22 protein-coding genes are annotated in these 24,072 nt (G+C 59.8%); 13 read left to right on the forward strand and 9 right to left on the reverse strand.

Translation table 11 applies throughout. The features are described 5' to 3' along the window. Positions 1–124: 124 nt before the first annotated feature. Positions 125–352 carry a hypothetical protein gene (locus KF767_06975; GenBank protein MBX3017611.1) on the forward strand — a complete coding sequence of 76 codons (228 nt, stop codon included), beginning with the start codon at positions 125–127 and terminating at the stop codon, positions 350–352. Between the two features lie 350 nt (positions 353–702). Then, a complete protein-coding gene (locus KF767_06980) occupies positions 703–1,806 on the forward strand; it encodes a hypothetical protein (protein ID MBX3017612.1) in 1,104 nt (367 codons plus the stop codon). On the opposite strand, the gene KF767_06985 is transcribed toward KF767_06980, so the two are convergent. After that, entirely contained in the window at positions 1,803–3,179 is a 1,377-nt protein-coding gene (locus tag KF767_06985; protein MBX3017613.1) for a hypothetical protein, read from the reverse strand. The two genes, KF767_06980 and KF767_06985, sit on opposite strands and share 4 nt — an antisense overlap. A 170-nt stretch (positions 3,180–3,349) precedes the next feature. Here KF767_06985 and KF767_06990 point away from each other — a divergent pair, with 170 nt between their 5' ends. Beyond that, positions 3,350–3,610, forward strand: a complete 261-nt coding sequence (locus tag KF767_06990; GenBank protein ID MBX3017614.1) for a ferrous iron transport protein A — start codon at positions 3,350–3,352, stop codon at positions 3,608–3,610. Continuing rightward, positions 3,607–5,478 carry a ferrous iron transporter B gene (locus KF767_06995; GenBank protein ID MBX3017615.1) on the forward strand — a complete coding sequence of 624 codons (1,872 nt, stop codon included), beginning with the start codon at positions 3,607–3,609 and terminating at the stop codon, positions 5,476–5,478. Before KF767_06990 ends, KF767_06995 begins: the two co-directional genes overlap by 4 nt. On the opposite strand, the gene KF767_07000 is transcribed toward KF767_06995, so the two are convergent. From KF767_07000 to KF767_07025, 6 genes are all read right to left on the reverse strand, one after another. Then, positions 5,475–6,539, reverse strand: coding sequence for an alkene reductase (locus KF767_07000; GenBank protein MBX3017616.1), 1,065 nt, complete (start codon positions 6,537–6,539; stop codon positions 5,475–5,477). The two genes, KF767_06995 and KF767_07000, sit on opposite strands and share 4 nt — an antisense overlap. 100 nt (positions 6,540–6,639) lie before the next feature. Continuing rightward, positions 6,640–8,238, reverse strand: coding sequence for a metallophosphoesterase (locus tag KF767_07005; GenBank protein ID MBX3017617.1), 1,599 nt, complete (start codon positions 8,236–8,238; stop codon positions 6,640–6,642). Further along, entirely contained in the window at positions 8,235–9,146 is a 912-nt protein-coding gene (locus KF767_07010) for a hypothetical protein (protein ID MBX3017618.1), read from the reverse strand. The genes KF767_07005 and KF767_07010 overlap by 4 nt, the downstream gene beginning before the upstream one ends. Before the next feature lie 53 nt (positions 9,147–9,199). Further along, a complete protein-coding gene (locus KF767_07015; GenBank protein MBX3017619.1) occupies positions 9,200–10,999 on the reverse strand; it encodes an ABC-F family ATP-binding cassette domain-containing protein in 1,800 nt (599 codons plus the stop codon). Between the two features lie 13 nt (positions 11,000–11,012). Continuing rightward, positions 11,013–12,950 (reverse strand): PAS domain-containing protein, encoded by a 1,938-nt coding sequence (locus tag KF767_07020; GenBank protein ID MBX3017620.1) that lies wholly within the window; start codon positions 12,948–12,950, stop codon positions 11,013–11,015. Then, positions 12,947–13,420, reverse strand: a complete 474-nt coding sequence (locus tag KF767_07025; protein MBX3017621.1) for a hypothetical protein — start codon at positions 13,418–13,420, stop codon at positions 12,947–12,949. Before KF767_07025 ends, KF767_07020 begins: the two co-directional genes overlap by 4 nt. Before the next feature lie 215 nt (positions 13,421–13,635). Between KF767_07025 and KF767_07030 the strand changes: the two genes are divergently transcribed. The 7 genes from KF767_07030 (at position 13,636) to KF767_07060 (ending at position 18,483) form a co-directional block, all read left to right on the forward strand. Then, positions 13,636–13,797 (forward strand): hypothetical protein, encoded by a 162-nt coding sequence (locus tag KF767_07030; protein MBX3017622.1) that lies wholly within the window; start codon positions 13,636–13,638, stop codon positions 13,795–13,797. A gap of 65 nt (positions 13,798–13,862) precedes the next feature. Continuing rightward, on the forward strand, positions 13,863–14,681 hold the full coding sequence (locus KF767_07035; GenBank protein ID MBX3017623.1) for a hypothetical protein: 819 nt from the start codon (positions 13,863–13,865) through the stop codon (positions 14,679–14,681). Continuing rightward, complete coding sequence (locus KF767_07040; protein ID MBX3017624.1) at positions 14,678–15,232, forward strand: 2OG-Fe(II) oxygenase; 555 nt, start codon at positions 14,678–14,680, stop codon at positions 15,230–15,232. The genes KF767_07035 and KF767_07040 overlap by 4 nt, the downstream gene beginning before the upstream one ends. Continuing rightward, complete coding sequence (locus KF767_07045) at positions 15,229–15,927, forward strand: hypothetical protein (GenBank protein ID MBX3017625.1); 699 nt, start codon at positions 15,229–15,231, stop codon at positions 15,925–15,927. The genes KF767_07040 and KF767_07045 overlap by 4 nt, the downstream gene beginning before the upstream one ends. Before the next feature lie 3 nt (positions 15,928–15,930). Continuing rightward, positions 15,931–17,298 carry a hypothetical protein gene (locus KF767_07050; GenBank protein ID MBX3017626.1) on the forward strand — a complete coding sequence of 456 codons (1,368 nt, stop codon included), beginning with the start codon at positions 15,931–15,933 and terminating at the stop codon, positions 17,296–17,298. Then, positions 17,291–17,944, forward strand: a complete 654-nt coding sequence (locus KF767_07055) for a hypothetical protein (protein ID MBX3017627.1) — start codon at positions 17,291–17,293, stop codon at positions 17,942–17,944. Before KF767_07050 ends, KF767_07055 begins: the two co-directional genes overlap by 8 nt. Continuing rightward, a complete protein-coding gene (locus KF767_07060) occupies positions 17,941–18,483 on the forward strand; it encodes a 2OG-Fe(II) oxygenase (GenBank protein MBX3017628.1) in 543 nt (180 codons plus the stop codon). Before KF767_07055 ends, KF767_07060 begins: the two co-directional genes overlap by 4 nt. On the opposite strand, the gene KF767_07065 is transcribed toward KF767_07060, so the two are convergent. Next, a complete protein-coding gene (locus tag KF767_07065; GenBank protein ID MBX3017629.1) occupies positions 18,480–20,462 on the reverse strand; it encodes a DUF885 family protein in 1,983 nt (660 codons plus the stop codon). The two genes, KF767_07060 and KF767_07065, sit on opposite strands and share 4 nt — an antisense overlap. 140 nt (positions 20,463–20,602) lie before the next feature. Here KF767_07065 and KF767_07070 point away from each other — a divergent pair, with 140 nt between their 5' ends. Continuing rightward, positions 20,603–21,211, forward strand: coding sequence for a hypothetical protein (locus tag KF767_07070; protein MBX3017630.1), 609 nt, complete (start codon positions 20,603–20,605; stop codon positions 21,209–21,211). A 7-nt stretch (positions 21,212–21,218) separates the two neighbouring features. On the opposite strand, the gene KF767_07075 is transcribed toward KF767_07070, so the two are convergent. Beyond that, positions 21,219–22,424 carry a HAMP domain-containing histidine kinase gene (locus KF767_07075; protein ID MBX3017631.1) on the reverse strand — a complete coding sequence of 402 codons (1,206 nt, stop codon included), beginning with the start codon at positions 22,422–22,424 and terminating at the stop codon, positions 21,219–21,221. Between the two features lie 156 nt (positions 22,425–22,580). Between KF767_07075 and KF767_07080 the strand changes: the two genes are divergently transcribed. After that, positions 22,581–24,059 (forward strand): hypothetical protein, encoded by a 1,479-nt coding sequence (locus tag KF767_07080; protein MBX3017632.1) that lies wholly within the window; start codon positions 22,581–22,583, stop codon positions 24,057–24,059. Positions 24,060–24,072: the final 13 nt, after the last annotated feature.

Genomic DNA, 24,072 nt, shown 5'->3' on the forward strand with positions numbered 1-24,072 from the left:
ACCTTAACCCATAGCTGAAAAACGAATTCCAGACCTGAATAAAAATTCCGAAATTTTCCGCACGAAAATTCCGAAACTGGAGTTAAGATTTTTAGATGGGCTTTGGCAAGGGGAGGGCCGCGAGTTGAGTCAAGACACCAAATCACCAGAAAATCTGTATCTGATCGGCAGCTTGCTCTTGTTCGTCCTGTTGCCTTTCCAGAACTGTACGTACTCTCCCGTCAGCGTCCAATTCACGTCCGCGATCGCGGGTGAGGACCCGGGGTTTCGTTGTGAGACGAAAAAAAGACGGACGCCCTCGATGGACGTCCACTCGGTCGAGGGTGTTCATCCCCTCGATTTCATCGATTAGCTTAGCGCTTAAGCACTAAACAGAACCGAAGCCGTGCTCCAGATCGTCGCCAGCGCGAATCCGTGCAGGACGAGCGAATTCCAAGAGAAGTAGGAGCGGACATGGGCTTTCTTCATAAATCCTCCGTGTGTTCATCCCAATTCAAGAGCAAGTTCCAGGCCGGGCCCCGCGCCAATCCAGCACGGGTGCAGGGCCCCTTCGCGTCCACGAAGCGGGGGAAAACGCCGTGACGCTCTGCCTAAGTCACCAAACCGGCTCATGAATCGCGGGAAAGTGGCGTCGGTTTGACGTCTGTGTAAATGATGAACGAGTTGTGAAAGCGTCGCGAATTGAGATAGGCTCAGCCCCACATGAAGCTGAAGCGCCGTATCTTGAAGTCTCCGTTTAAAGTCAGTGAACGCCTCCGCTTTCAACGATTCTCGCTCGTCGTGATCGTGGTGCTGGCGCTACTCCTTTTAGGCCCCTGGGGTCTTTACTTGAAGAGCTTCGACCCCGAGGACTACCAGGGGGCCCGTGCGCGGGGCCAGCTGCTCGAGAAGATCTTCAGCTTCAACTCTTCCGCCGTCGAGCCGGGGACCCGCAATCGCTTTTTGAGCGAGCATTTCCAATTGGAAGAGGGGACCGTCGCGGGCCTTCTGCCGGGAGCCGAAAAGCTCGTGCAGTTCCCGCCGGGCACCGAAGCCCTCGCGAATCCGCGCGCGCTCATTTCGTTTCACGGTTTTCAGGCGAACCGCCAAGAGATCTCGCCCGTCATCGAGGACGTCTCGACGCAAACGGGGATGCCCGTGTTTTTCAGTCGTGTGAATCATCACGGCGTTCAGGGGGATGATCTCGCGGGCCTGAGTTTGGACGACTACATGCAAGCCGTGATCGAAGCCGAGGTCACCGCGAAACAGCTGGCGCCCGAAGCCGCGGTGATTGGCGTTTCGACGGGCGCGCCGATGGCGATGCTGATGGCCGCGCGTTCGAAACTCAACGGCCGCGCGCCGGTGAAGACGTTGATCCTGGTTTCCCCGAACTTCGGTCTGCCGCGCTGGGACTGGAAGTTCATGATCGGCCCCCTCGGCACCGTGATCGCGCGCGTGGCGACCGGCGGGCATCACGAATGGAAACCGCTCAATGAAGAGCAGGCCAAGTTCTGGGTTCACCGCACGAGCGCGTTCGCGCTGCGCGCGATGGCCGAGATCGTGGACCTCGGCATGCGGGCGGGGAAAACCCGCGCCGATTGGCATGACGTCGACGTGCTGTGGGTGCGAAATCCCCAAGATGACGTGGTCGACGCCCGGAAGGCGGAAGCCTACCTGCGCGGTTTTCAATTTCGTCGTTTGGAGATCTTCGATCTGGCGGCGGACAATCATATCCTCGCGGGTCGGATCGTAAAGCCCGAGAACTCCGCCCGGTTGACCGAGCGGATCGTGCAGTTCCTCAAAGAATCAAAAACGGAATCGAACTAGTTCGTGGTGCAGGCGCGGTGCTGGGCATCGCCCTCGAGCGTTCCGTTGTTGCAGGTCCGCTGTTGGATGTTCGACGCCGCCTCGCAGGCCGCCGTCGAATTCTTCGTGTTGTCGCGATAAGCCTTCACCGAGTCGCCGTGCTTCACTGTCGTGTTCCAAGGCGTCTTGCAGTTCGCGGGCGTGTACGTGCACGTCTTGAACTTCCAAGCCGGATTGGTCAGCGCGCCGTCGATACATTGACGGGCGGTGCAGTTACACATCTGCGAGCCGTAAGCGGTGTCGGTGGTGCAGCCCTCGACGATCGCGAGATGCTCGTAAACTTCGCCCGCCACCCAAGGCGAAGCGCAGCTGCGGGTCGAGACCGAACACTTTTCGAACTTGTGCGTGTCTTTCGGTCCCTTCAGGACGCCGTTCGTGCACGAGAAGACCTTCTTATCGCAGGTCGAGCCGTTGTAAGCGGTCCGCACGTTGTAGCCGTCCACCGACTGTCCGTGGCCGAGCTCTTTCCCCCACGGCAGCATGCAAGGATTGCGATCTTGGAAGCAGTGCGGGCGATCATACGAGGTATCGCCGCCCAGAACGCCGTTCGTGCATTTGCGCGAAATCTTGTTGCCCGCGCAGTTCGTCGCGATCTCCACGCGGTAAGCGTCGACGGATTTTCCGTTACTGACGTTTTCGCCCCAAGGCGCGGAGCAGGCGCCGGGATCGCAAGAGTTCGCCGAGGGCGTCTCGACAATTTTACCGGCCGAACAAGTCCACTTGATCGTGGGCTTACCGCAGGTGCCGGGCTTCAGCGGGGTGCCGTCGCGATCGGTGGTGACGATGTGGCCACCTTCCGCCAGCTGCAGTCCCCAAGGCAGAACGCAGGTGGGCGTATCGGGGCAGGACGGCAGATTGCCCCGACCGCTCAGAACACCGCCCGTACAAGTGCGGGTCGAGGTTTTACAGGTGAAGTTCGCATCCAGGTAGTAGGCGCGCACCGACTTCCCCTCGGCCACGGGGTTTCCGCCCGGGAAAGGGGAGCCGCAATAGCCGCTCAAAACTTCGTTCGAGCAACTTTCAAAACGAAAGTTCCCGAAGACTTTGCCGCTCGAGCAAACGCGTTTCTGCGCGTGGCAGTACTCGTCGGGCGCGACGGTCGGGGTGCGGAAAGCCAAACGCCACTCGCCTTCGTTCAGATTGCGGGACGAATCGAGAGGATCGGCACAGGTATTGTCCGAAGAGAGGTTCCGGTTGATTTCATTGAAACCGAGGTCGTTTTCAAAGAGGCCATTGTTTTGGCAATTCTGAAACGACAGAGTGATCGCGAAGGCCGCGAGAACGGATGTAATGCTCGAAAAGTTCCAACTGAAGCCGTTGGTGATTTTAGACATGGTTCCCCACTCGTTGCCCCGTGAATTTCATTCTAGAAATGATCGGCTTTTATCGCCCGAAATTTCAGAGCGCTGTCTCAAAGCGGAGCGTGTTCTCAGTTCATTTTCAATTTGAGGCAGGGGGTGGGCCCAGGGGGACGAAAGCTTCGGAAAAGTTTAAGGATTCCCGAATGTCGAACCCCCAAATTTTGAGCCAATTGAAGCCGCAAGACGGTTGGGCGGAGGTCCTCGGTTTTACCGCGGACGGCGCCCTCAAAGACCTGCTGATGTCCTTCGGCGTCATCCCGGGCGTTCGCCTGAAATGCGTGGGCCACGTGCCCGGCTCCTCCAGTTTGATTCTGGATTTCGAATCCTGGCAGGGGGCGCTTCGTGAAGACGAGGCCGCGATCGTGAAAATCGCGAAAGTCCAAACCACGAAGGAGAACGCGTGAAGGTCCTTCTCGTCGGCGCACCCAACTGCGGAAAAACCACGCTCTTCAACTGGCTGACGGGCCTGTCCGCCAAAGCCGTGAACTATCCCGGCTCCACCGTCGAGATCAGTCGCGGTCCGCTCGCCGCTCACTGGAACAAAAGCAAAGAGGACGTCGGTCCCATCCAGATCGTCGACAGTCCCGGGGTCTTCGGTTTGGCCGCGCGTGAAGTGACCGCCGATGAAGAGGTCACGCGTCGCGCTTTGCGCGCGGAAAAGGCTGGCGCTTTGCGCGGGGACGCGACGGGCGACGCTCCGAATCTCGTCGTCGGCGTCGTCGACGCGACTCAGCTGGAGCGCCAACTCATCGTGCCCGAGCAGCTCGTCGCCATGGGCGTGCGGCCGCTTCTGGTCTTCACGATGACGGATCTGCTCGGCGAGGACGAACGTCGCCACTTGAAAGCCCGCTTCCCCGAAGCCTTGTGGATCGAAGGTCGCCTGGGCGGCGGCGTCGACACCTTGGCCGCGAAAATCATCGAGCTTCGTAAAACGCCGGCCCTCTCGGGACTACGCGATCTGCAGTGGACGGAAGCCGACTACGTGGCCGCGCAAAAACGCATCCGCGAAAAGCTCAGCCGCGCGCGCGTCGAAATTCCCAAAGCACGCAAGATCACCCAAGCGATCGATGCGCTTTTCCTGAATCCCTACCTCGCGCTGCCGCTGCTTTTCCTGGTGATGTCCGCGCTGTTCACGGCGGTTTTCGTATTGGCCGCGCCGGCGATGGATTTCGTCGACGGCGGCTTCGCTTCGCTCGCCGAGTGGACGCTCGCGCAGACGGGGGAAAATCTGTTCGGGCTTTTCTTGAGTGAAGGTCTGATCACGGGCTTCGGCGCGTTTCTGGTTTTCGTTCCGCAGATCGCGATTTTGTTCGTCGTGATTTCGTTTCTCGAAGCCAGCGGCTATCTGGCCCGCACGGTGATCCTGATGGATCGTCCGCTTTCGAAGTTCGGCCTCAGCGGCCGTTCCCTCGTCCCGGTGCTGGTCGGCTTCGCGTGCGCGGTCCCCGCGATCATGGCGACCCGCACGATCAGCTCAAAGCGCGATCGTTGGATCACGAACTTTGTGATTCCGCTCATGACCTGTTCGGCGCGTCTGCCGGTCTTCGCGCTGCTCATCGGCTTTTTGTTCGTCGATGCGCCCGCTTGGAAAAAGGGGATGGCGATGGCGGGGATGTACCTGCTTTCGCTCGTGGTGGGCGGAATCGCGGCCTTGATCCTGGACAAGATGCTTCCCCGCGGCCCGGTGAACCCGCTCGCGTTGGAACTTCCGCTCTACCGTTGGCCGCAGTGGCGTTTGATCGCGCGCCAAACTTGGTACCGTACGCGCGCGTTCATCGAAAACGCCGCGCCCGTGATCTTCGTTTTGACCGTCTTGATCTGGGCGGCGTCGCGTTTCCCGCGGCACGAGGGCGTCAGCGCCGAGCAGCAGCTCGAACTCAGCTACCTGGGGCAGATCGGGCAGTTCTTGGATCCGATCTTCCATCCGATGGGCGTCGACTGGCGGGTGGGCATCGCGCTCTTGTCGGCGTTCGCGGCGCGCGAGGTCTTCGTCGCGACGCTCGCGCTCGTGGTCAGCGGCAGCACCGAAACCGAAGAGGGCTCTTTGATCCAGACGCTCGCGAAAGTTCCCGACGCGGGCGGCGAGCCCATCTTGAACTTCGCTTCGGCCTGCGCGCTTTTGATTTTCTTCGTGATCGCGCTGCAATGCCTCAGCACCGTCGCGGTCGCCTTTCGTGAAAGCGGCTCGTGGAAGTTTGCCTTGGGGCAGCTCGTGGCCCTGAACGGCGTGGCCTATATTCTGGCCGTCGCCGTTTACCAGGTTCTGTCTTAAACGTTCAAGTAGCCCTCGGGTCCGGGAGTGTAGGCCTTCGTCATGTCGGGAGCCTTCAGCGCGGCGCCCGATTTGAGTTTCGCCACCAGATCCGGATTTGAAATGAGCGGACGTCCGAACGCGACCAGATCACCAAAACCTTCGTTCAGCTCTTTCTCGGCGCGTTCGCGGTCGTAACCTCCCGACAGAATATAAGTGCCTTGGAAGTTGTCGCGAATGAGTTTCTTCACTTCGGGGCTGACCGCCGGGGCGCCCATCGCCGAGTGATCGACGACGTGAACGTAGGCAAGTTTCAACTCCGAAAGACGTTTCGCGAGTTCGCCGAAAAAGGCGTCGACGCCCTCGAAAGCCGAGGTGCCGGCGTTCGTACCGTAAGGTGAAAGACGGATCGCCGTTTTGTTCGCGCCGATGGCCCGCGCGACGTCGGCCGCGACCTCCAGGACGAAACGCATCCGTTTTTCGGGCGTGCCGCCGTAGTCGTCCGTGCGTTCATTGGTCACGGGGCTAAGGAACTGCTCCAGCAGATAGCCGTTCGCGCCGTGCAGCTCGACGCCGTCGAAGCCCGCGCGGATCGCGTTCTTCGCGGCGGTGACGAATTCCTCGCGTGCGGCTTCAATATCCGCCAAGCTCATCTCTTGGGGCGTGCCGTAGTCTTGCATTTGTTTTTGATCCGTCCATACCTGACCCGCGAGTTTTTTGGCCGAGGGCGCGACGCCCTTCGCGCCGGGGGGCAGATTCAGCTCGTGAAAGACGCGTCCGGTGTGCATGAGCTGCACGAAGATGTGACCGCCTTCGGCGTGAACCGCATCGGTGACCTTTCGCCAACCCGCGACCTGCGCGTCGCTATAAAGACCCGGGATGCGCGAGTAACCCACGCCATTCGGCGAAGGGGAGGTGCCCTCGGTGACGATGAGTCCGACGGACGCGCGCTCGCGGTAGTATTCGACCATCATCTCATTGGGCACGTTGCCTTCGGCGCGTGAGCGGGTCATGGGCGCCATGACGACGCGGTTTTTCAGCTTCAACCCCGCGAGGTCGTACGAATCAAAAAGTGTTTTCATGTGGGGAAAGGTTCCTTTCCCGAAGAAGCTGGTCGCGTCTTGGCCAAGCGCAAGGTCGGGGCGGCTCGATATTTTTGAAGCTGCCACTTTCGTACGCAAATCAGCGATGCACGAGGCGGCAGGACTTCACCGGGGGCGCCAAACGTTCAAAAACCCGGGGCGCGAAGTTCTCCAGAAGCCGCATATGGGCGAAACCCGCGATTGGGGGATGGGTCTTCAGGAAGGCGTCGAAGGATTCGATCGCGTAGCCGTTGCGGCTCAGCCAGCTGTCGAGCACCAAAAGCACACGCGGGTTTTTCGCGCGATTGCTCTTCCGAAGCTCCAAGGTCAGGGCATCCCCTTCGCCAAGGTTTTCGGAAAGCTGCGGGGTGTACTTTCCGTCCTGGGCCAAACGCCAGCGCCGCAGATCCGCGAAAAGCTTCTCGGCTTCACGGAGCGTCGTCTCGAACATCATGACTTCGCCGGGGAAAGGGTAAAAGCCACGTACGTCCCCGCGGGTCAGCGCGCCTTCGCGGACGGGATCGTCGCGGCGGTAGCTACTGGAGTTGTACATCGCGACGACCGGCAGACGCGCTTTTCCCAAACGCCGCGCTTCCTCTTCGCCCCAGGCCCGCAACGACTCGGCGAGCGCGGTCCCCAGCGGACGACGACCGTCTTTCAGCGTCAGTTTATAATCTTCGAAGCCGGCCATCTCGGCCAGGACTTCGCCGCTTTGGCGCGCGGTTTTCGCGATCAGGCTTTCGGTCGTGCGGATGAAACGCTCAAGTCCGTCATCCAGACGCGCGGCGCGGGCGGCGACCGTTTGCTGACGGCTTTGATCGTAGAATTCGGCGTTGCGGAATTTGAAATCGCGGTCGAGCGTCACGGTGCTGAGGTCGAAATTCGAACGACTATCGACGACCTCGGTGCCTTGCACTTGAAAGCGCGCAAGCTCATGGTCATGGGCCGCGAACACGACCGGAAGGTTTGGCCCCGCGCGACCTTCCCGATACGTCCCGAGGCGCCGCACGCGCTCGGCGACCTCGCGGTGACCGTCGTGTTGAAAGAAAACGAGCGAGTGCACGCCGTCGCGGGCGGCACGGTCCCAGACCTCCGCGAGCGCGCGGTCGGTGTCGAGCATGCGGTTCACGATGGGATGAACCGGATCGTTCACCCAGTTCGATTTCACGAAGAAGTTCTCAAGGCCCAGGGCGGCGATCCGGAGCGTTTTTCCGTGGGCGCGCAGATCGAAGTGGGGCTCGGTCAGCTGACGGACCGAATCGCCGAACTCCATGTTGGCGCCCAGGACTTTGACGCCGACCTGGTGCAGACGGGCGAGCTGTCGCTGAACGAGCTCGTTCCCGCGTTTGTTGTCGGACCAATCGAAGGCATCGTGGTTTCCCAGCACGAACAGCACGGGCGCTTGACGTCGCAGATGCTCGAGCGCCTTGATGCCCAGCCAACCGTCCTCGTTGGTCCAGGCGCTCAGTCCCGAGTAGTCGCCGTTCACCAGAATGACGGCTTGGCCTTGGGGATTTTGCGCGCGGAATTCGCGGATCGACTCACCGACCGTGCGCAGGAAGTTCGGCAAGCGGTCGTAGGCCGAGTGCGCGTCCGAGAACTCGACAACCAACGTCTGCCCGTGCGCGCGCGCGACCATCAGGCCCATGAGCAGCATCAGCAGCGCCGGTAAAAGAGGGGCCAGGACGCGTAACTTCACTCGAGATCCGGATCCTTCGCCAAGAGGGTAAAGTCGAAAGCTCCCCAATTGGCGCGCTCGTTGATTTTCGGCCACAGGACAAGTTGGGGATCAAGTTTGCGGCTCAGAAAGATTTGCGGCGCGGAAGGGCTCGGCAATTTTTTGCCGCGCGCGCAGATGCCGTTCCAGCTTTGCACTTCACGTGCGTGCTCTTCGCCCCAAAAGCGTGTCATCCGGTGATCGTCGGGATCTTGCAGATTGATCGAGCGGGTCGTGACGCCGAGTTTGCGCAGACGTTCGTTCAAATTCACGCGTCCGCGTTTTTCGTTCACGAGATGCGCTTTGCCGACGAACATGATCGCCGTGTCGCAGTCCTTTTTCAGAAGTCGCGCGATCTCTTTGGCCATCTCCAGATCGCGGCGATTGATTTCGCCGACGCTGGTATCTTCGGGCGAGGACTCGGTGTCGACCGTGAAGGACTTCAAACCTTGTTCACGCGCGAGCGTGCGCATGCGCTTCATGTGTTTCGCGACGTCTTCGAAGCCCGGTTGGCTGAAATTTTGGATGTGCTCTTCGAGCGTCATTTCACGATTGAGTTCGACGAACAAGCAGGCGTTCCCTTTGCGGGTGGCGCCCAGCGCTTTCATCAGCGCCGCGCGAAAGCCGTAGTGCGTGCGGTGGACTTCACCCAGCAGAAGAACCTGCGCGCCTTCCACCATCCGGGGGAGGTCCGTCAAGGGCCGGTAATTCGCCGGGTCCTCGAGGGCTTGGCGATCCTTCGCGGAGGAGCACAGGGTGGCTGCGGGCTTGGCCCAGACGACCGTGGCCGTCAGACTGACGCCGATCAGGACTGTGAAGCTCGTAAGCACCAGCGCCCAAAATGAGCCTCCACGGGACTTCAGCTCCGATTCGTTCGAATGGGACGACATACGCACCTCTTCGGCCCCAGATAAGGCAAAGAGTCTGCCGTGTCAGCGTTCGGTTAGGCCTTGGCTTCGAGCTCTTGCCAGCGCGTGAATTTGCGTTCGAGTTCCTGCTCGGCGGCGCTCAGTTCCGCGCCGATCTTGGCGAGCTCTTGGTGGTTCGCGATGACGGCGGGATCTTGCATCTTCGCGGAGAGGTCACTGACGCGGGCTTCGAGTTTTTTGATCGTGCCTTCCATCTCGTCGAGCTCTTTTTTCTCTTTGAAGCTGAGCTTGCCTTTGACGGGGGCGGGGGCCGGTGCGTCGGCGGCTTTTTTTACGTTCTTCTTGTCGCTTTCGCCTTGGCCTTCGATCCAGTCTTCCCATTGGAAGTAGCTCGCGAACTTCACGAGTTCACCGCTGCCGTCGCGCGGGAAAGCCAGGATCTGATCGCAGGTCGCATCCATGAAGTAACGATCGTGCGTCGTCAGGACGATGGCGCCGCGGAAGTTCGCCAGCGCCTCTTCCAAAACTTCGAGGGTTTCGAGATCGAGATCGTTCGTCGGCTCATCGAGGACCAGGACCTGCGCGGGCTCGAGCATCAGCTGCGCGATCCGTAGACGGGCCTTTTCTCCGCCCGAGAGCTTCATGACGGGCAGTTCCGCCTTGTTGCCGAAGAACAAAAAGCGGTCCAGGTACGAACGCACGTGCACGAAGCTGCCTTGGAAGTTCACGTAGTCGCCGCCCGGCGCGATGTTTTCGAGGACGGACTTCGACGGATCCAGGCGGTCGCGGGTCTGTTCGAAGTAGGCGACCTTCAAACCTTCAAGTCGCTTCACGCGACCCTCGGTCCCTTCGCCTTCGCCGATGAGCGTCCGCATCAACGTCGTTTTTCCCGAGCCGTTGTCTCCCAGAAGGGCCAAACGGGTGCGCGGCGTGATCAGCAAATTGAGGTGCTGGTAAAGCCAGGTTTCGCCGCCGTCGAACGACTGTCCCAAGTCTTCGGCGTCGATCAAACGTTCCGGTGTCTTGTCGTTTTCGCCGAAGTTGATGCCGCTGACCTGCACGCGATTTCGCTCGCGCAAAAGTCCCACTTCTTCCTTCAAGTCGCCCGCGGCCTGAATGCGCGCCTGCTGTTTGGTTTGACGGGCCTTGGCCCCCCGGCGCAGCCATTCGGTCTCGCGGCGCAAAGTATTGCGCAGCGATTTTTCGCGGCTTTTTTGCCCTTCCGTGATCTGTTCGCGCGCTTCGAGATAGCCCGAATAGTCGCCTTTGAAATCGAGCAGTCCGCCCTGGTAGCGCGGATCCAGATCGAGGATGCGGGTGGTGACCCGCTGAAGGAACAAACGATCGTGCGTGACGACGATCTGGGTGATGCGCGACTCGGCCAGGAACTCCTCCAGCCAACGCACGCTCGTCACGTCCAGGTGGTTCGTCGGTTCATCGAGGATGAGGAGCTGCGGGTCTTTCATGAGCTCGCGCGCCAGCGCCAAACGTTTCTTCCAGCCTCCGGAAAGGTCCGCGACGGGCGAGTTTTCATCAAAACGGGAAAGACCCATCGTCGAGATCAGCTCGAAAGCTTTGCTGTAACCGCCGTCGTCATGGTGCGAGTCTTCGATCATGGCGTCCAGAATGGTCTGACCGTCTTTGAACAGCGGGTCTTGATCCAAAAATCCCAGCACGAGGCCGCGGCGGTGGACGATGTCCCCGCCATCGGGAACTAAACGTTGCGAAAGGATTTTGACGAGCGTGGATTTACCGGCGCCGTTCGGTCCTAAAAGGCCGACGCGATCGCCTTCGTTGATGCCGAATTGAAGATTGCGAAAAAGGGTTCTACCGGCGAATCCGTGATTCAAACCGCGCACACTGATCAAACTCATGTGGTCGTTTGTCTCACAGGCCCAGCGCGCTGAAAAGGCTTGATTTCAGAATGTGCTGATCGAAGGGCTTGAAGAAGTGTCCGTCGATCATGCCCTGAAGTTTGGCGTCCTCCGAACCGAGGTTGCCGGTGATTCCGCCCGTGATGATGAAGATTTTCAGGCGTTGGTTACCGTGTTCCTCGCGAATCAGGCGGATCAACTCGCCGCCTTTGGGGGCGGGCATATTCATATCGGTGATGAGCGCATCGTATTCGCCGGTCGTGATGCGCGCGAGCGCGTCTTTGCCGGTGCCGACGCTGTCGACATCGAAGCCGATCTGCTCAAGCACCATGCAGAGGATCTCTTGAATGTCGATCTCGTCGTCGGCCACCAAGATGCGCGCCAGCCCCTTCGGCCGGACCGCGGGAGCCGGGGCGGGGGCGACCGCGACCGCGGTGTCGGTGACTTCGATATTCTTGAGGTGCAGGGGAAGCGTCACGGTGAACTCGCTGCCGCCTTCCGGGCGACGCGTGTAGTGGATGTCGCCACCGTGGTCCTTTACGATCGAATGCGCGATGGGGAGTCCCAGGCCCGTGCCTTTGGTCATCTCTTTCGTCGTGAAAAAGGGATCGAAGATCCGCGCCAGGTGCACGGGTTCGATCCCGGGCCCCGAATCGCGCACCACGATCAGGACGTGTTGATCTTTCCTTTCGACGGCTACGTGGATCTGTCGCAGTTTCATCGGCAGGACCGCGTCGCGCGCGTTCGAAAGCAGATTCATCACGACCTGCTGGATCTGTCCCTCGTCGCCGTGGCAGGCGGGCTGTCCGTCGCAAGGTTTGAACTCGAGATCGACGCCGTCTTTGGCGTAGATCTCTTTCACCATGTTCACCGAGTTCGCGACGGCGCGCAGGACCGGAAAGGCCTGCTTCGCGTCCGCGCTCGCCCGCGCGAAGGTCCGCAGTCCCCCGACGATGCTGCGAATGCGCTCGCTGGCTTTACGCGCTTTCGAGATCATCTCCAGATTGCGTTGCCGGGTCACGGTGCCGATCGCGGGTTCGGATAAGTTCTCTTCGATCTGCGAAAGGTAAGACATCACGATCGTGAGCGGGTTGTTGATCTCGTGACCGACTCCGGCCGCAAGTTCGCCGATCGAGGCCAGGCGCGATTGATGAAGGGCCAGGGCGCGCTGGCGATCCAGATCGTCCTGCATGCGCTTTTTCTCGGTGATGTCGACCGAGACGCCGGTGATACCCGTGATCTCGCCGCGCGCGTTACGGGTCGGGAACTTATAGGAGTCGAAGTAACGGACCGTGCCGTCGGCCTGCGGGACGTGCTCGATCGAGTGAAGCGTCTTTCCCGTACGCACGACCTCTAAGTCATTTGCGATGTGCTCACGCGAGGTCTCTTCCGGCAGAATATCGTTGGAGTGCATCCCGGTCACCGAGGCGCGTCCGCCCGTGGGCACGACCTCGTAAAAAAGCGGATTCGCGAATTGGAAGTATCCTTCTTTGGTTTTCGAGTAGATGACCGCCGGCACTTCGTCCAAAATATTTTGCAGGCGCGTGCGGGTTTCCAGAAGCTCTTGCTCTTGGCGCATCTGCGCGGTGATGTCCTGGCAAAGACCGTAAACGCAAGGCTCTCCGTCCTCGTCTTTTTCGCGCAGACCCCAGATCGCCAGGCAATGGGGAACGCGCGCGGTGCGGACGGTCAGGTGAAAGCTCGCGCCATCCTTCAGGCAGCTTTCAACGGCCTCGGCGAAGGCGCGAGCGGCGGCAGGCTCCAGATAGCTCATGAACTCGGCGACGGTGGGATGCGCTTCGGACGGGACTCCCACCAGCTCGCTCATCCCCGCCGACCACCGGAACGCATCCTTCGCGAGCGACAGCGACCAACCCGACATGCGGGCTTCGCGATGGACGCGGTCCAGAAGGCGCATGAGCTCCGAATCGCTCGGGGGGGAGTTGATCATCTGGGCGCCAGTTGGAAGGACAGCAGACGGGTGGTGGTTCCGGCTTTCGGGTGCAGCGGGCTCTTTTTCTCCGAGAAGTAGGTCGCGAACGGCACGCCCGCCATCCAGAAGTCCTCTTGTTTCAAAACGCCGTTGTCCTTCAACGTGTAGCATGCGGGTTGTTGCCGGCGCTCGAATTCGACCTGGGTCAGCTGGCCTCCGCGCTCGGCGCAAAACGCGCCGAGGTCCCCGACGTAGACGGCCTTCACTTTCGCGGCGTCGATCCATTCCACTTGTTTTTTCTCTTGGCCGTTCGCCTCTTGGTAGATCGCGACTTCGTATTTGTCTTTCGTTTCATCGAAGTTTTCGATCACGCGGCGGTGCAGGGTCGAACCGATGGGGGTCGTGACCTCGTAGCTGGCTTCGTCGCCCACGTGGGGGGTGAAGGCGGACGCGAGTTGCACGGTCAGTAGGGATGCGAGAATCAGCATGGGGACCTCCGGTTTAAGGCTATCCCTCCCTTATGGAGAGGCAAGCCGTCCCGCGCCGAACAGGCAATCCCGGAACCGAGACCGGTCCGTCCGCGGGTCCGGACTTCGGGACCCTCAAATCAAATTTACGCGGTCACCGCGGCGCCGGGCGCTGGGCCCCGCTTTGCTTTGGACTCCTCGCGGGCGCTGATGCCCACCAACAACGGAGGTCCAAAATGGACAAACAACAAACTCAAGCTGCCGTCGAAACTTCGAACGCGATGTCGGCCGGTCCCTCGATCATTCGCCGCCTGTTGAACACGGTTCCCGACGAGCTTCTGAAGCTGCTGGCGGAAATCGAAGCGCAAGAGTCGTCGCAGGATCAAGACGCGCAGTAGTTTTTCTTGCCTCGGTTCGCGAAGGGATGCGCGGACCGAAGCCCCCACTTTTTCCGGAGTCCCCCATGACCCTCTATCTCGTCGGCATCGGTACCAAAGGCCTCGAACAGATCACTTTGGAAGGCCTGAACGTTCTTAAACGCAGCGAAAAAATTCTGAGTTTTCAGGTCCGTCCCTTCGAGATGCTCGAGTTCGCGACCGCGCAGGATCTGGTCGACCCCGAGTTCATCGACGATCTTTACCAAGACGGCGCCGTCGACAACGACAATTACGCCCGTATCCTCAACCATATTCACGCCGTCGGTCGCGAGTTCGGCACCGTTTCGCTTCTCGTGCAAGGACATCCGCTTCTGGGCGTCACCATCGCCCAACGTTTGAAGGCGGCTTACGGCACGCAGGTCCGCGCGATCGCGGCGCCTTCGAGTCTCGACAATCTTTTCATCGAACGCTGGCGCGACCCTTTGGACCGCGGATCTTTGATGATCGACGCGAACCGCCTGCTGCTTTTCAATCAAAACCTCAATCCCGAAATGGACACCTACATCTACCATGTCTGCTCGGTCGGAAACTCCGCCACGGATTTTCTGGAGCCCTGGCGGGGGAACCGTTTGGAACTTCTGCGCGATCAGCTTCGCAAGTTCTGGCCCGGCGATCACGTGATCGAATTTCTGCACTCGCCCGAAGACGAGACCGGCGCGGCGGGCCCCGTGCGGGTCATCACCACCACGATCAATGAGATGACGACCGCGGTGAAGAACGTGCACTTCGGGATGACGTTACTCGTTCCCGGCGTGAAGCCGAAACACGTCGACCGCGAGTTCCTGCGCCTGCTGGTGCCGGTGAAGCCGGCGGTGGATCACGTCACCGACGGAGCCGTCCGGTGATTAACCCCGCTGCCGAAATCCAAATGCGCCGCGCGCCTTGGACCTGTCTCATCGTCGACGATTTTCTGGACGCCGCCTTTCTGGGCGAGGCCCTTCAGGCATTACGCATCGGCGAGTTCGAGCAGGCTCCGGACGACCGTCTCGGGGTTCGCTTTCAGGCTTTGGGTTCGCTTCCGCTCGCGCGCTTTTTTATGGGCCGTGAGTTTCGTGAGTTCGTCTCGGCGCGTACCCAAACTCCGTGGAAATTCGATGCGACCAGTTGGATCCAGCTGCGCCAGATGACATCCGCCTCGACGCCGCTCCCGCGTCACACGGACCGTCTGCCCGGGCGTCAGGCCGTGGCGCTGTTTTACCTGAACGAGGCGTGGCCGACCGCCAATGGCGGCGAACTCTGCCTGCACGCGGGCGAGACGGGCGCGGACGAGGTGCGGATCGCGCCGAAGCTGAATCGGCTCGTGTTTTTCGAATCGAACGAGCGCACCTGGCACAGCGTGCGGCCCGTCCGGGCGGGAACGCGTTTGAACGTCAGCTGGGAAATGAGCGCGCGATGATTTTGCGAACCTCCGCCGAGCTGCAACGCCTTTTCGACGATCGTCGCGAGACGCTGCGTCTGCTGTGGGACGAAGACTTTCGCGTGGCCGCCGAAGCGCTGCGCGCCCCGCTTTTGCGCGCGGCGCGGGCGGACGGATCCATCGTCGTGGGCCGGGACTCCGCGCGGGGTGCGGCGACGGACGTCTCGCCGGAATTTCCGGTCGAGCCCGAGTTTTTCGCGCGGCCGATCGCGGTCGAGACCCTTGGTCCGCTCGTGGCGGGGCTCCGTTTAGTCGAGGGCGCGAACGCCTCCTGCGCTCAAGGCGTCGTCACGGTGCCCGCGCGGGGGATGACCTTGGGGTGGCTCCGGATGGTCGCGCACGAAGCGGGGCACGCGCGGTTCGACGCCCTTCATCCGGGCGAGGACTTCGCGACCGTGCTGGCGTCCGAGGTCGCGGCGCTCGAAACCGAACGCCGATTCATGCAGACCCAAACGTTGCCCGCGGAATTCGCGGCGTACCTCGCGTACCAACGCGCTTGGGACCGCGTGAACTTGTGGGCGCGCGGCTGGGAGCTGCGCGAGATCGAGGCGGGGCACGCCCGCGCCAGGCCCCGCAAGCTGTGGGCGCTCGAATGGGCGAGTTCGCGCGTGGGATTCACCGAAGTTTTAACGGCCGCCGTGCCCTTGGTTTTTCCGGAATTGGGATTGGAGTAATCGATGAAAGAGTTGATCGCGTTTTTTCCGAAGTCGTCTTGGTTTCGCATGTCGTTCTGGCTTTTCCTGGAGCAGGGACTGGTCGCGCTTTCGACCTACGCGCTGATTCGCGCCTCGGGGCTCGCGGCGACGGACGTCGCGGCGGCTTCCCCGTGGGTGCTCGTCTTTTTGTTCGCGCTGAGCGCGCCTTACGTTCCCGGTATCTTCGGTCGGCGCGAACTGGAGTCGGGGGTCCAATCGGCGTACCGCAACTTCCTGAGCGCGAATTTTCCCGCGGACGGCGAGGGGATCCGCCGCTGGGCGCGCCGCGATCAGCGTGAAACTTTTCTGGCGAGCGTGACGGGCGAAGCGCTGGGGCAGCTGCGCCAGGTCGCCGCGACCGTGTTCGACATCACGGCGGTGCTCCTGAACGTGACTTTGAATCTCGCGGTTCTGGGCTATCACTTTCATCCCGTGATCGCGGCGGCGTTCGCGCTCGGAACGGGCGTGGCGTTTTTGATTTTCCGCCGGATGCTCCCGCGCATCGACGCCGTCTCGGAAGAGGCGCAGGTCTCACGCACGGCGCTGTTCGCGAAACTCCAGCGTTCGTGGGACAATATGTTCGCGGCCCACGCCGTCCACCGGGGCGCGTTCCGCACGTCGCTGGACGCGGACCTGGGGCGTCACCGGACAAAGGCCATGGGCGCGGTCACGCTGTCCGAGCTCGTCTCGGTGGGAACGACCTTCGCGATCCTGACGCCGGTGCTGGTGTCGGTGGTCGTGCTTCTGCAAATGAATCCGACGGCGGCGTTTCTGGCGTCGATGCTCGCGACCTTGCCGCGGCAATTTCAGGTGATGGGGAACCTGCAGGTGTTCTTGAGCTACATGACGGCGCTCACGGGAATTTCGGCGCAGGCCCGTCAGGTGCTCGCGCAGTGCCGGATCGAAGAGCTTCGCACGGAAGACTTCGTTAGCCTCGATCAATTGCGTCTGAGCTTCCGTCGCGAGTCCGAAGGCGAGGTCGTCGCGGCTTTGGGCGCCCGCGAGATGCTGGCGGGACGTCTGCCCGCGAAGGGACGTTTGGTCGTGCGCGGCCCCAACGGCGCCGGTAAATCGAGCCTGCTGTTGAGTCTGAAAGGAAAGCTTGGCGACGGGGCTTACTATTTGCCCGCGCATTCGGACTTCTGGGTCGAAACCGAGAATCGCACCTCGTCCTCGGGCGAAAAGATCCTGCGGACTTTGGAGTTCGCCGAGAAGCGGGGCCTGCCCCCCGTGATCCTGCTCGACGAGTGGGACGCGAACCTGGACGCCGAAAACCGCGCGCGGATCGCCGATCGACTCGAAGCCCTCGCGGGCGCGCATTTGATCGTCGAGGTTCGCCATCATGCCTAATTCCACGGAGAGGGCCCGTGACTTCTTGCCGACGGGCTTTCCGGGCTACCGGCTGCAAAGTCTCAAACCGACGACGGAAGTCTTCGAACATGAACTGGCGGATTTCGCGGCGGGGCTGCCCGGGGCGTTGGACTTCATTCGCGCACACTCCCCTTGGGCGGCGAAACTCCGTCGGGAAGGTGACGTCGCCGAGGCTTTTTCCTCGGCCGCTTATCCCGAGTGCCCGGGGATTGTCTTCTACACCGAGCTGATTCGTTTTCACCTGCCGCCCTCGCAAATCTGGGGACCGGGACGCGCTTGGGGGAGCTATCCGGTTCTCGAAAATCTGGTGCACGAGAGCGTTCATCATTGGTGGGGGCGCGAGTGCACGCGCTTCGCGGAATTGGCCCCGCTTCTGCAAAACGAAATTCGGGTCTCCTGGCGCGAGCAAGCCTGGAGCGTGGATAAGGCGCTGCACGCGGGAATGGTTTATCTCGCGGCGACGGAGCTGCGCTGGATGTACGCTCCGGAAGAGGTCGAGGTCGCCCGTCGGGCCGCCGCCGAGATCTTCGCCGCGCTTCCGCCGGGTGAGTGGAACGTCGGGGCGCGGGCGACGTTGGAATCGCCGAGCGCGGGTCGATTTTTAGAAAGGTTGGGGATCAAATGACAACGGGATATCAAGCGACGCCTTTTCAACATTGGATCGCGGACGACTTTTTACCGACGGCGATTCTGGCGCGTGCGGAAAACGCGTTCGCGGGCCTCGGCGACGCGGATTTCCTGCCGCATCCCACGGGTTATCGTTTCGGCGTTTGTCGGGACGTCGAAGTCTTGAAGTTCCTGTACTCCTCCGAAATGAAGTCCCGCTTGGAATCCCTCTTCGGTCGCAAGGTGAAACGTTCCTCGCGTTATCCGGTGCCGCAGTATTACGACTATCCGGAAAACTCGAACGGTCTTCCGCCCCACACTGACGCGGACGAGAAGCGCGACCTCGCGATGATCATCTATTTGAACGAGGACTGGAGCTCGGCCTCGGGTGGTGAGCTCGTGGTGATGAATTCACCTGTGGACGTGGCGACGACGATCGCGCCGCTGAAGAACCGCATGGCTTGCCTGGAGCTTCATCCCGGCGCCTGGCACGCGGTGCGCCCGACCGCGGCGGGCTTTCGCCGCCGCACGCTCATCGTGGATTGGGATTTCGTTTAACGATCGCCCGCCATTTCGGCTTTGACGAGCTCGCGAATCTGATCGGGCGGCAGAAAGCCCATCTTCACGACCGCGTCGTTGAAGCGCATGAGGTCGAACTTCGCGCCGAACTCTTTGCGCATGTCTTCGCGCAGCCGCAAGAGAAGCTCGTAACCGTACAGATAAGAGGCGTCACTCGGGAAGTCGCGGTCGAGGTAGCGGGTCTTCACCTCATCCGCCGCGGTGGACTCGTCCAGACCGACGTGTTCGATCAGAAATTGGACGGCCTCTTCCGCGGGGAGAGCTTCGCGGTAAAGACGGCTTTCCAAAACCACGCGCGCCGCACGCCATTGACGTAGGCGCAGGAACTCGGCGCGCAGATCGTTCGAGATCTCTCCCATCGCCTCTTCCACGAGTTTTTCGGCGTAGAGCGCCCAGCCCTCGACGCTCAGTCGTTGCTCGGCCAGGAACGAGCGGGCGAGCGTGCTTTGTCCGTTTGCGAAGCTGCGGAACTGAAGCTCGTGGCCGGGGCGGGCCTCGTGCGCCATGATCGGAAACGCGACTTCGGGTTTGAGCAGTTTCGGCGCTTTGTCTTGCAGATACTCGAAGGCCGGGAAGGTCACGCGCGGAATGGAAAGTCCGTTCGAGATCGGCGAGTGGGCCAAATAGTTTTCGGCCGACATCGACGGTACAAGATTCGAACAGAAACGCATTTTCTCTTTGTAAGGGTAGTTGGCGACGTTGCACTCGACGATTTTGACCGGCTCTTCGGGAAGGGTGATGATCCGCTCCGCGCGTAAAAGCGCGTCGATCCGGTCGGCCATGCGGTGGAAGGCGTCGAGCATATCTTCGCTGGAGCGTAAGGTGGGGAGCGCCAGAAGTTGGGCCTGTCGCGCGGGCGCCGGGCCGGAGTTCGGTCCGAGCGCTTTCATCTCGGCTTCGATTTCACGCAGTTTGCGTTCACCGAAGGCGTAAACCTCGGCGGGCGTGGCGTTGATGCCGGCCGTGCGGTACTTGACGAGCAGGTCGGCCTCGGTGCGCGCTTTGTCTTGCGTGCGAGGCTGTGCATCGAGTTCTGCTTGGTGGGATTTCATCCAGTCCCCGAATTGAGCCAAGTCTAACTCCAGCCGAGCGAGGGCTTCGGTGTCTTTGGGAGAGGGATTTTCGAAGGGCTTACTCAAGGTTTTCATGTACGCCGCGCGCTGCTCATCCAGGATGAAGAAGTTCAGCATTTCTTTCGAGACCCGCAGCGCATTTTTCGCGAGCTGCGTTTCGATCTTGCGACGGAGCTCCGTGAAATAGCCGGGGCCTTGGGCGGGTGCCATTTGGCGAAGCATTCCGGACATCGCTTCCGGAGTTTGGGTGGTGTGCACGTTCCAGATGGGGTTGAGGATCAGGTCCTTGATGTCGCCGCGCTGGAGGTCGTTCTCGACGCTTAGAATTTCGCGCGCGATCATCGCGCGGAGGGAACGGACGTCGGCTTCGAGGTGAAGTTTTTCGAGACGGGAAAGCTCGCGGGGCGTTTTGAATTCCGCGAGCCGCGTTTCCCATCTCCGCAGGAGGGAGAGGCGTTTTTCGCTCTGGAACGGGTCGAGGGGATAGCGGGGAACGTCGGGACGGAAGTTACGGACGTACCAGCGGATTCGGGAGTCGTTGATGAGGGCGAGGTCGTTGATGAGCTGAAGGCTCAGGGCATTGGAGTGCTGTTTCCATCCCTGGGCGCCCGAGACGTCCAGCTGCGCCATCGGGAATGTGAGTTTCGAAGCGGTCAACGGAGAGTTCGAGATCGTCGAACCGCGCCCGCCCGGGAAGTGAATGCCGACGACGGAGTCGAGGTCGGGCAGGTGGGCCTCATGATTGTGGGGCCGGGGGACCGGATGCTCCAGAAAAAGATTCGCGCTGGAGGTGGGCGCGGACGAGGGCGTGCAGGCTTGGGCGAAGAGCGCCAAGCAGACGAGGCCGAGCTGCGGAAGCCAAGATGTCGGACGAGGGTAAGCCATGGGGGCGGGAGGAGCAAAGCCCGCGCCGCGTGAGGGATGGTGAGCTCGAGGAGGGGGCGGCGCGGTCGTCTAAATCTTCGACGGGAGGACCCTTTTCGCGGGATGGGGGATGGGCACGGAACTTGAGTTGGGTAGAGCTTATGAAGTCGTGGAAGATCTGGATTCAAGCCGTCTTGCTCGTGACCTTGGTTTCAACCGGGGCGGGGGCGCAATCCGTGTCACTGCCGTCACAATATGTACAGCAGGGGCAGCACAATTCACATTTGCTGTTCGGATTGAACGCGCAGGTGCTGGGCAGCTATTGCAACCTGGAGTGGGCTCCGGGCGAGGCCCGTTGTTACCTGGATTTCCGCGATGAGGACGGCGAGCGGCGAAACATTTTCGTGCGCTACGAGCACCTGGAACAGAGTCACGCGCGGATTTTGAGCCGGCTGAAGGAATTGTCGACTCGTTGGAAGAGAAAGTATCCGCTCGATTTCTGGGGTCGCACGGTTTTCTTCATGTACCGCGCGGCGGACCATAAAGCGCTCGACGAATTGATCACGGGCCTCGAGGCGGAGGGCCTTTCTCAACGTGTCTTGATGCCGGTGAGTGGGAATGAGCGCAAGATTCCGTATTTTTACTCGGATGAACTTGTGCGCGGAGTCTTCCACATCTTCATCGAGGCCTTCAGCCGCTATGACCTACGTGAGGGGCTCTGGGGGCCCTCGGAGATGGCGGTGTATGGGGATGCGGCGGCGGAGCTTTGAGCTTGGCTTAAGCAACTACACGACGGAGCGAAAGTCGCACCATCGTGCCGCGGTTCACGCGGCTCGAGATCGAGAAGGTTCCTCCGATAGACTCGACGTACCGGCGGGCGTGGAGGATACCAATACCGGATCCGGCATTTCCCTTGCCATGACTGAGAGGTTCTTTTCCGAGCTGCTCGAGGATGTGCACGGGAATGCCACACCCTTTGTCGACGATGCTTACTTCGAGGAACTTTGCGTAACGTCGCACGGAAATCGTGATGCGTCCGCCTCGTTCCTGCATCGATTCCACGGAGTTGTTTAGAATGTTGGAAAGAACGCGAGCTAGGTCTGTTCGTGACCCTAAAATTATCGTCGGTTCGGGATACGGGGTGTCGACCGCGAAATCGATATTTGTATGGTTCGAATACTCCAACTTCTTTTCATTGAGCAACGAACTCAGAACCACTTCGAACGGGATTTCTTCAGAGACTGTATTTGGGGTGGGTTCGCCGCTCGCGGAATCTTGTATCGCCCCATGCCTGCTTTTCATGAGCAAATCTGACGCGATCTCGTTGATTCGGTTGACGGCCGAATGGAGTATTTCCTTCTGATTTAACTGAACACCGGTCAATTGCCCGGCGATCAAATTTATCGCTGACAGGGGAGAGCGTATATCGTGGGCTACTTGTTTAGCCAGTTCAGCTCGTGAAGTGGCTGTGAGAAGAAGGACGTGATTTTGATTGATCCGGCAAGCCAAAGCGAGAGCGCCTACGGCGAGTAAGGCGCAGGCCAAGGATATCAGAAGCGATTCGGCGAGGACCTTGTGGGAGATGGTCGCGGCTCCCTGAATCTGGAAGTTCCCGAGGTCGGTTTGAAAGCGCGGGCTGAGCCCCAAATTTTCCGACCATGAGAATTCCTTGGAGGGCGGAAATGTCCGCTCTAAACTCGTTTGTCCCGTTGAGCTCAACTTCAGTTGAGTGACCTGATAACGCCCGTCCGATTCAACCAATTTGAGGAACAAAGAGGAGGCTCCGTAATGGCCAATAGCGACGCCTTGGCTTCCCTCCTGGGTGCGGATGAGCTGGGTGCTCTGATTTACGAGGTCTTTAAAATTACTTAATTCTGTATAGGTTAGAAGCCCGAGAGTTGAAGTCCAAACGACGCCCGCTACGAGCATGATTTTAAACGAGAGTGCCTTCGTTCGGAGAGTCATCCGTAGAAAATAACGCAAAGGATCATTCTTTGTCCAGAAGCAATGGGGAAGAGGAGGGGTGACCAGAAAAGGCTGCTATCATATCTTCAAAACGAGGACGATTTACCGACGGGCCAACGCGAAACGAGAGAGCCTTTTCTATTGAAGCTTCGGAATAGCATCCCCTTTTTCATTTTGAGTTTACTGCTCTTAGCCTTGTTGGCTTCGTTAGTTCGTTCTTTACTCGGGGGCGGCGCCGATTCCCGAGCTCCGAATTTGGAAACCTTCCGTGCCTATTTCCCTTTCACTTATAGAGAGCAAGTGGATCCACGCTCGGTTTTTTCAGTGGGTGAGCAGGTGCAATCAGAATATCTATTCGCCAGTCATGCCCGCACGTCGTTAAAGTTGGGATTCGCTTCCGTGTTTTCGAATATTCGGATCGATCATGAAAGTCAGATTGTGACGGTTGCTCCGCGTTTTCCTTTACTTCAGGCGAACGGAAACATTCTTTCGATGAGTGCAATGTGTGATGGCGTCGAGTCCGGCCTGCGGGGTACGCGACATGCACCCTACGGATCAATCCTCAAACGTGTCGAGTGCGATGACGTGAAGAATGAGCTACGAATTCATTTTTCGAAGATTCCGCTCAATATGAAGTTCCTGTTCACGATTCCCGATTTCAGCATATTTAATCCTGCTCAACTTCCGATGTATACCGACATAGGCGAGACCGCCACCGGACCATATTTGTTGGAGTCGGTCTCGGCGGACTTGGTCAAGCTTCGAATCAATCGAAATTATCCGAAAGAGCTAAGATCCAATACGATCCCGAAGGCGGAACTTGTTCGATACAATCCTGCGGAAACGAAGGCCTTTGTGGCCTCAATGAATCCGGACGTTCATCACGCGGCATATTTTTATGGTCAGGCATTGGACGTCCAGGACCGATCTTTACTTGAACAAAAAGGCTATAAAATCGATGTCTTCCCGACGGAGTGGTTCGTCTATTTGATCGTAAAACGCCAAATTCCCCTGAAATTAAGACGTGCCCTTCAGGCAACCGTTTACCGCTTTCAGCGTGAAGAAGGGAATCAGCTTCATCTCGGGATGCCGGCCTACTCCATCTCACCAGCCGACCGTGAGTTTTCCTTGAACGACAAAGAGTACGAACGGGCCGCTGGATTTGACGTTTTGAAAACCGCGTACGACGGTTCTTTCGTCGTTTATACGCTTGAAAGTTGGGCGCAGATCCCGATTTACGCGCGACTCATAGAAGAACTGAAAAAGAATTTTCCGAACGTTCGCCTCGAGCTGTTGGCTCGCGGTGAAGGGAAACGAATTTTTGCGGACGACGAAGTGGAAATCGCAATCTCTCTGTTGGGAATTTCGCCCTCCGATCCGTTGACCCATTTTTCGTTTCTGGAGACAACCTTGACAGGATTCTCTGACATCCTCGCGAAGAACGAGATCGCCTCGCTCGCGATCATTGCGGATGGAGTCGAGTTCGACCGTAAGGTAAGGGAACTGGAAATCAAGGTGGCTCAGCAGGGTTTAATCGTTCCTGTGGCTCATTATCCAGGGGTGGTCGCATATCGAGGTGACCTATACCGTGATGAAGAACACGCATTCGGGTGGGGAATTCAGGCGTGGAGCTTTCGGAAAAGCGCCCGTTAAGTGCATGGTACAG

The organism is Pseudobdellovibrionaceae bacterium, from assembly GCA_019637875.1.
In the GTDB taxonomy this organism is placed as follows: Bacteria; Bdellovibrionota; Bdellovibrionia; order Bdellovibrionales; family Bdellovibrionaceae; genus JAHBUW01.

Bases quoted from the DNA above. Each gene is read 5' to 3' on its own strand.
- KF767_07000 (MBX3017616.1), bottom strand. From the start codon at position 6,539: ATGAAAACACTTTTTGATTCGTACGACCTCGCGGGGTTGAAGCTGAAA.
- KF767_07065 (MBX3017629.1), bottom strand. From the start codon at position 20,462: ATGGCTTACCCTCGTCCGACATCTTGGCTTCCGCAGCTCGGCCTCGTC.
- KF767_07020 (MBX3017620.1), bottom strand. From the start codon at position 12,950: ATGATCAACTCCCCCCCGAGCGATTCGGAGCTCATGCGCCTTCTGGAC.
- KF767_07025 (MBX3017621.1), bottom strand. From the start codon at position 13,420: ATGCTGATTCTCGCATCCCTACTGACCGTGCAACTCGCGTCCGCCTTC.
- KF767_06980 (MBX3017612.1), top strand. From the start codon at position 703: ATGAAGCTGAAGCGCCGTATCTTGAAGTCTCCGTTTAAAGTCAGTGAA.
- KF767_07060 (MBX3017628.1), top strand. From the start codon at position 17,941: ATGACAACGGGATATCAAGCGACGCCTTTTCAACATTGGATCGCGGAC.
- KF767_07050 (MBX3017626.1), top strand. From the start codon at position 15,931: ATGAAAGAGTTGATCGCGTTTTTTCCGAAGTCGTCTTGGTTTCGCATG.
- KF767_07070 (MBX3017630.1), top strand. From the start codon at position 20,603: ATGAAGTCGTGGAAGATCTGGATTCAAGCCGTCTTGCTCGTGACCTTG.
- KF767_07010 (MBX3017618.1), bottom strand. From the start codon at position 9,146: ATGTCGTCCCATTCGAACGAATCGGAGCTGAAGTCCCGTGGAGGCTCA.
- KF767_07055 (MBX3017627.1), top strand. From the start codon at position 17,291: ATGCCTAATTCCACGGAGAGGGCCCGTGACTTCTTGCCGACGGGCTTT.
- KF767_06990 (MBX3017614.1), top strand. From the start codon at position 3,350: ATGTCGAACCCCCAAATTTTGAGCCAATTGAAGCCGCAAGACGGTTGG.
- KF767_07030 (MBX3017622.1), top strand. From the start codon at position 13,636: ATGGACAAACAACAAACTCAAGCTGCCGTCGAAACTTCGAACGCGATG.
- KF767_07045 (MBX3017625.1), top strand. From the start codon at position 15,229: ATGATTTTGCGAACCTCCGCCGAGCTGCAACGCCTTTTCGACGATCGT.
- KF767_06985 (MBX3017613.1), bottom strand. From the start codon at position 3,179: ATGTCTAAAATCACCAACGGCTTCAGTTGGAACTTTTCGAGCATTACA.
- KF767_07035 (MBX3017623.1), top strand. From the start codon at position 13,863: ATGACCCTCTATCTCGTCGGCATCGGTACCAAAGGCCTCGAACAGATC.
- KF767_07015 (MBX3017619.1), bottom strand. From the start codon at position 10,999: ATGAGTTTGATCAGTGTGCGCGGTTTGAATCACGGATTCGCCGGTAGA.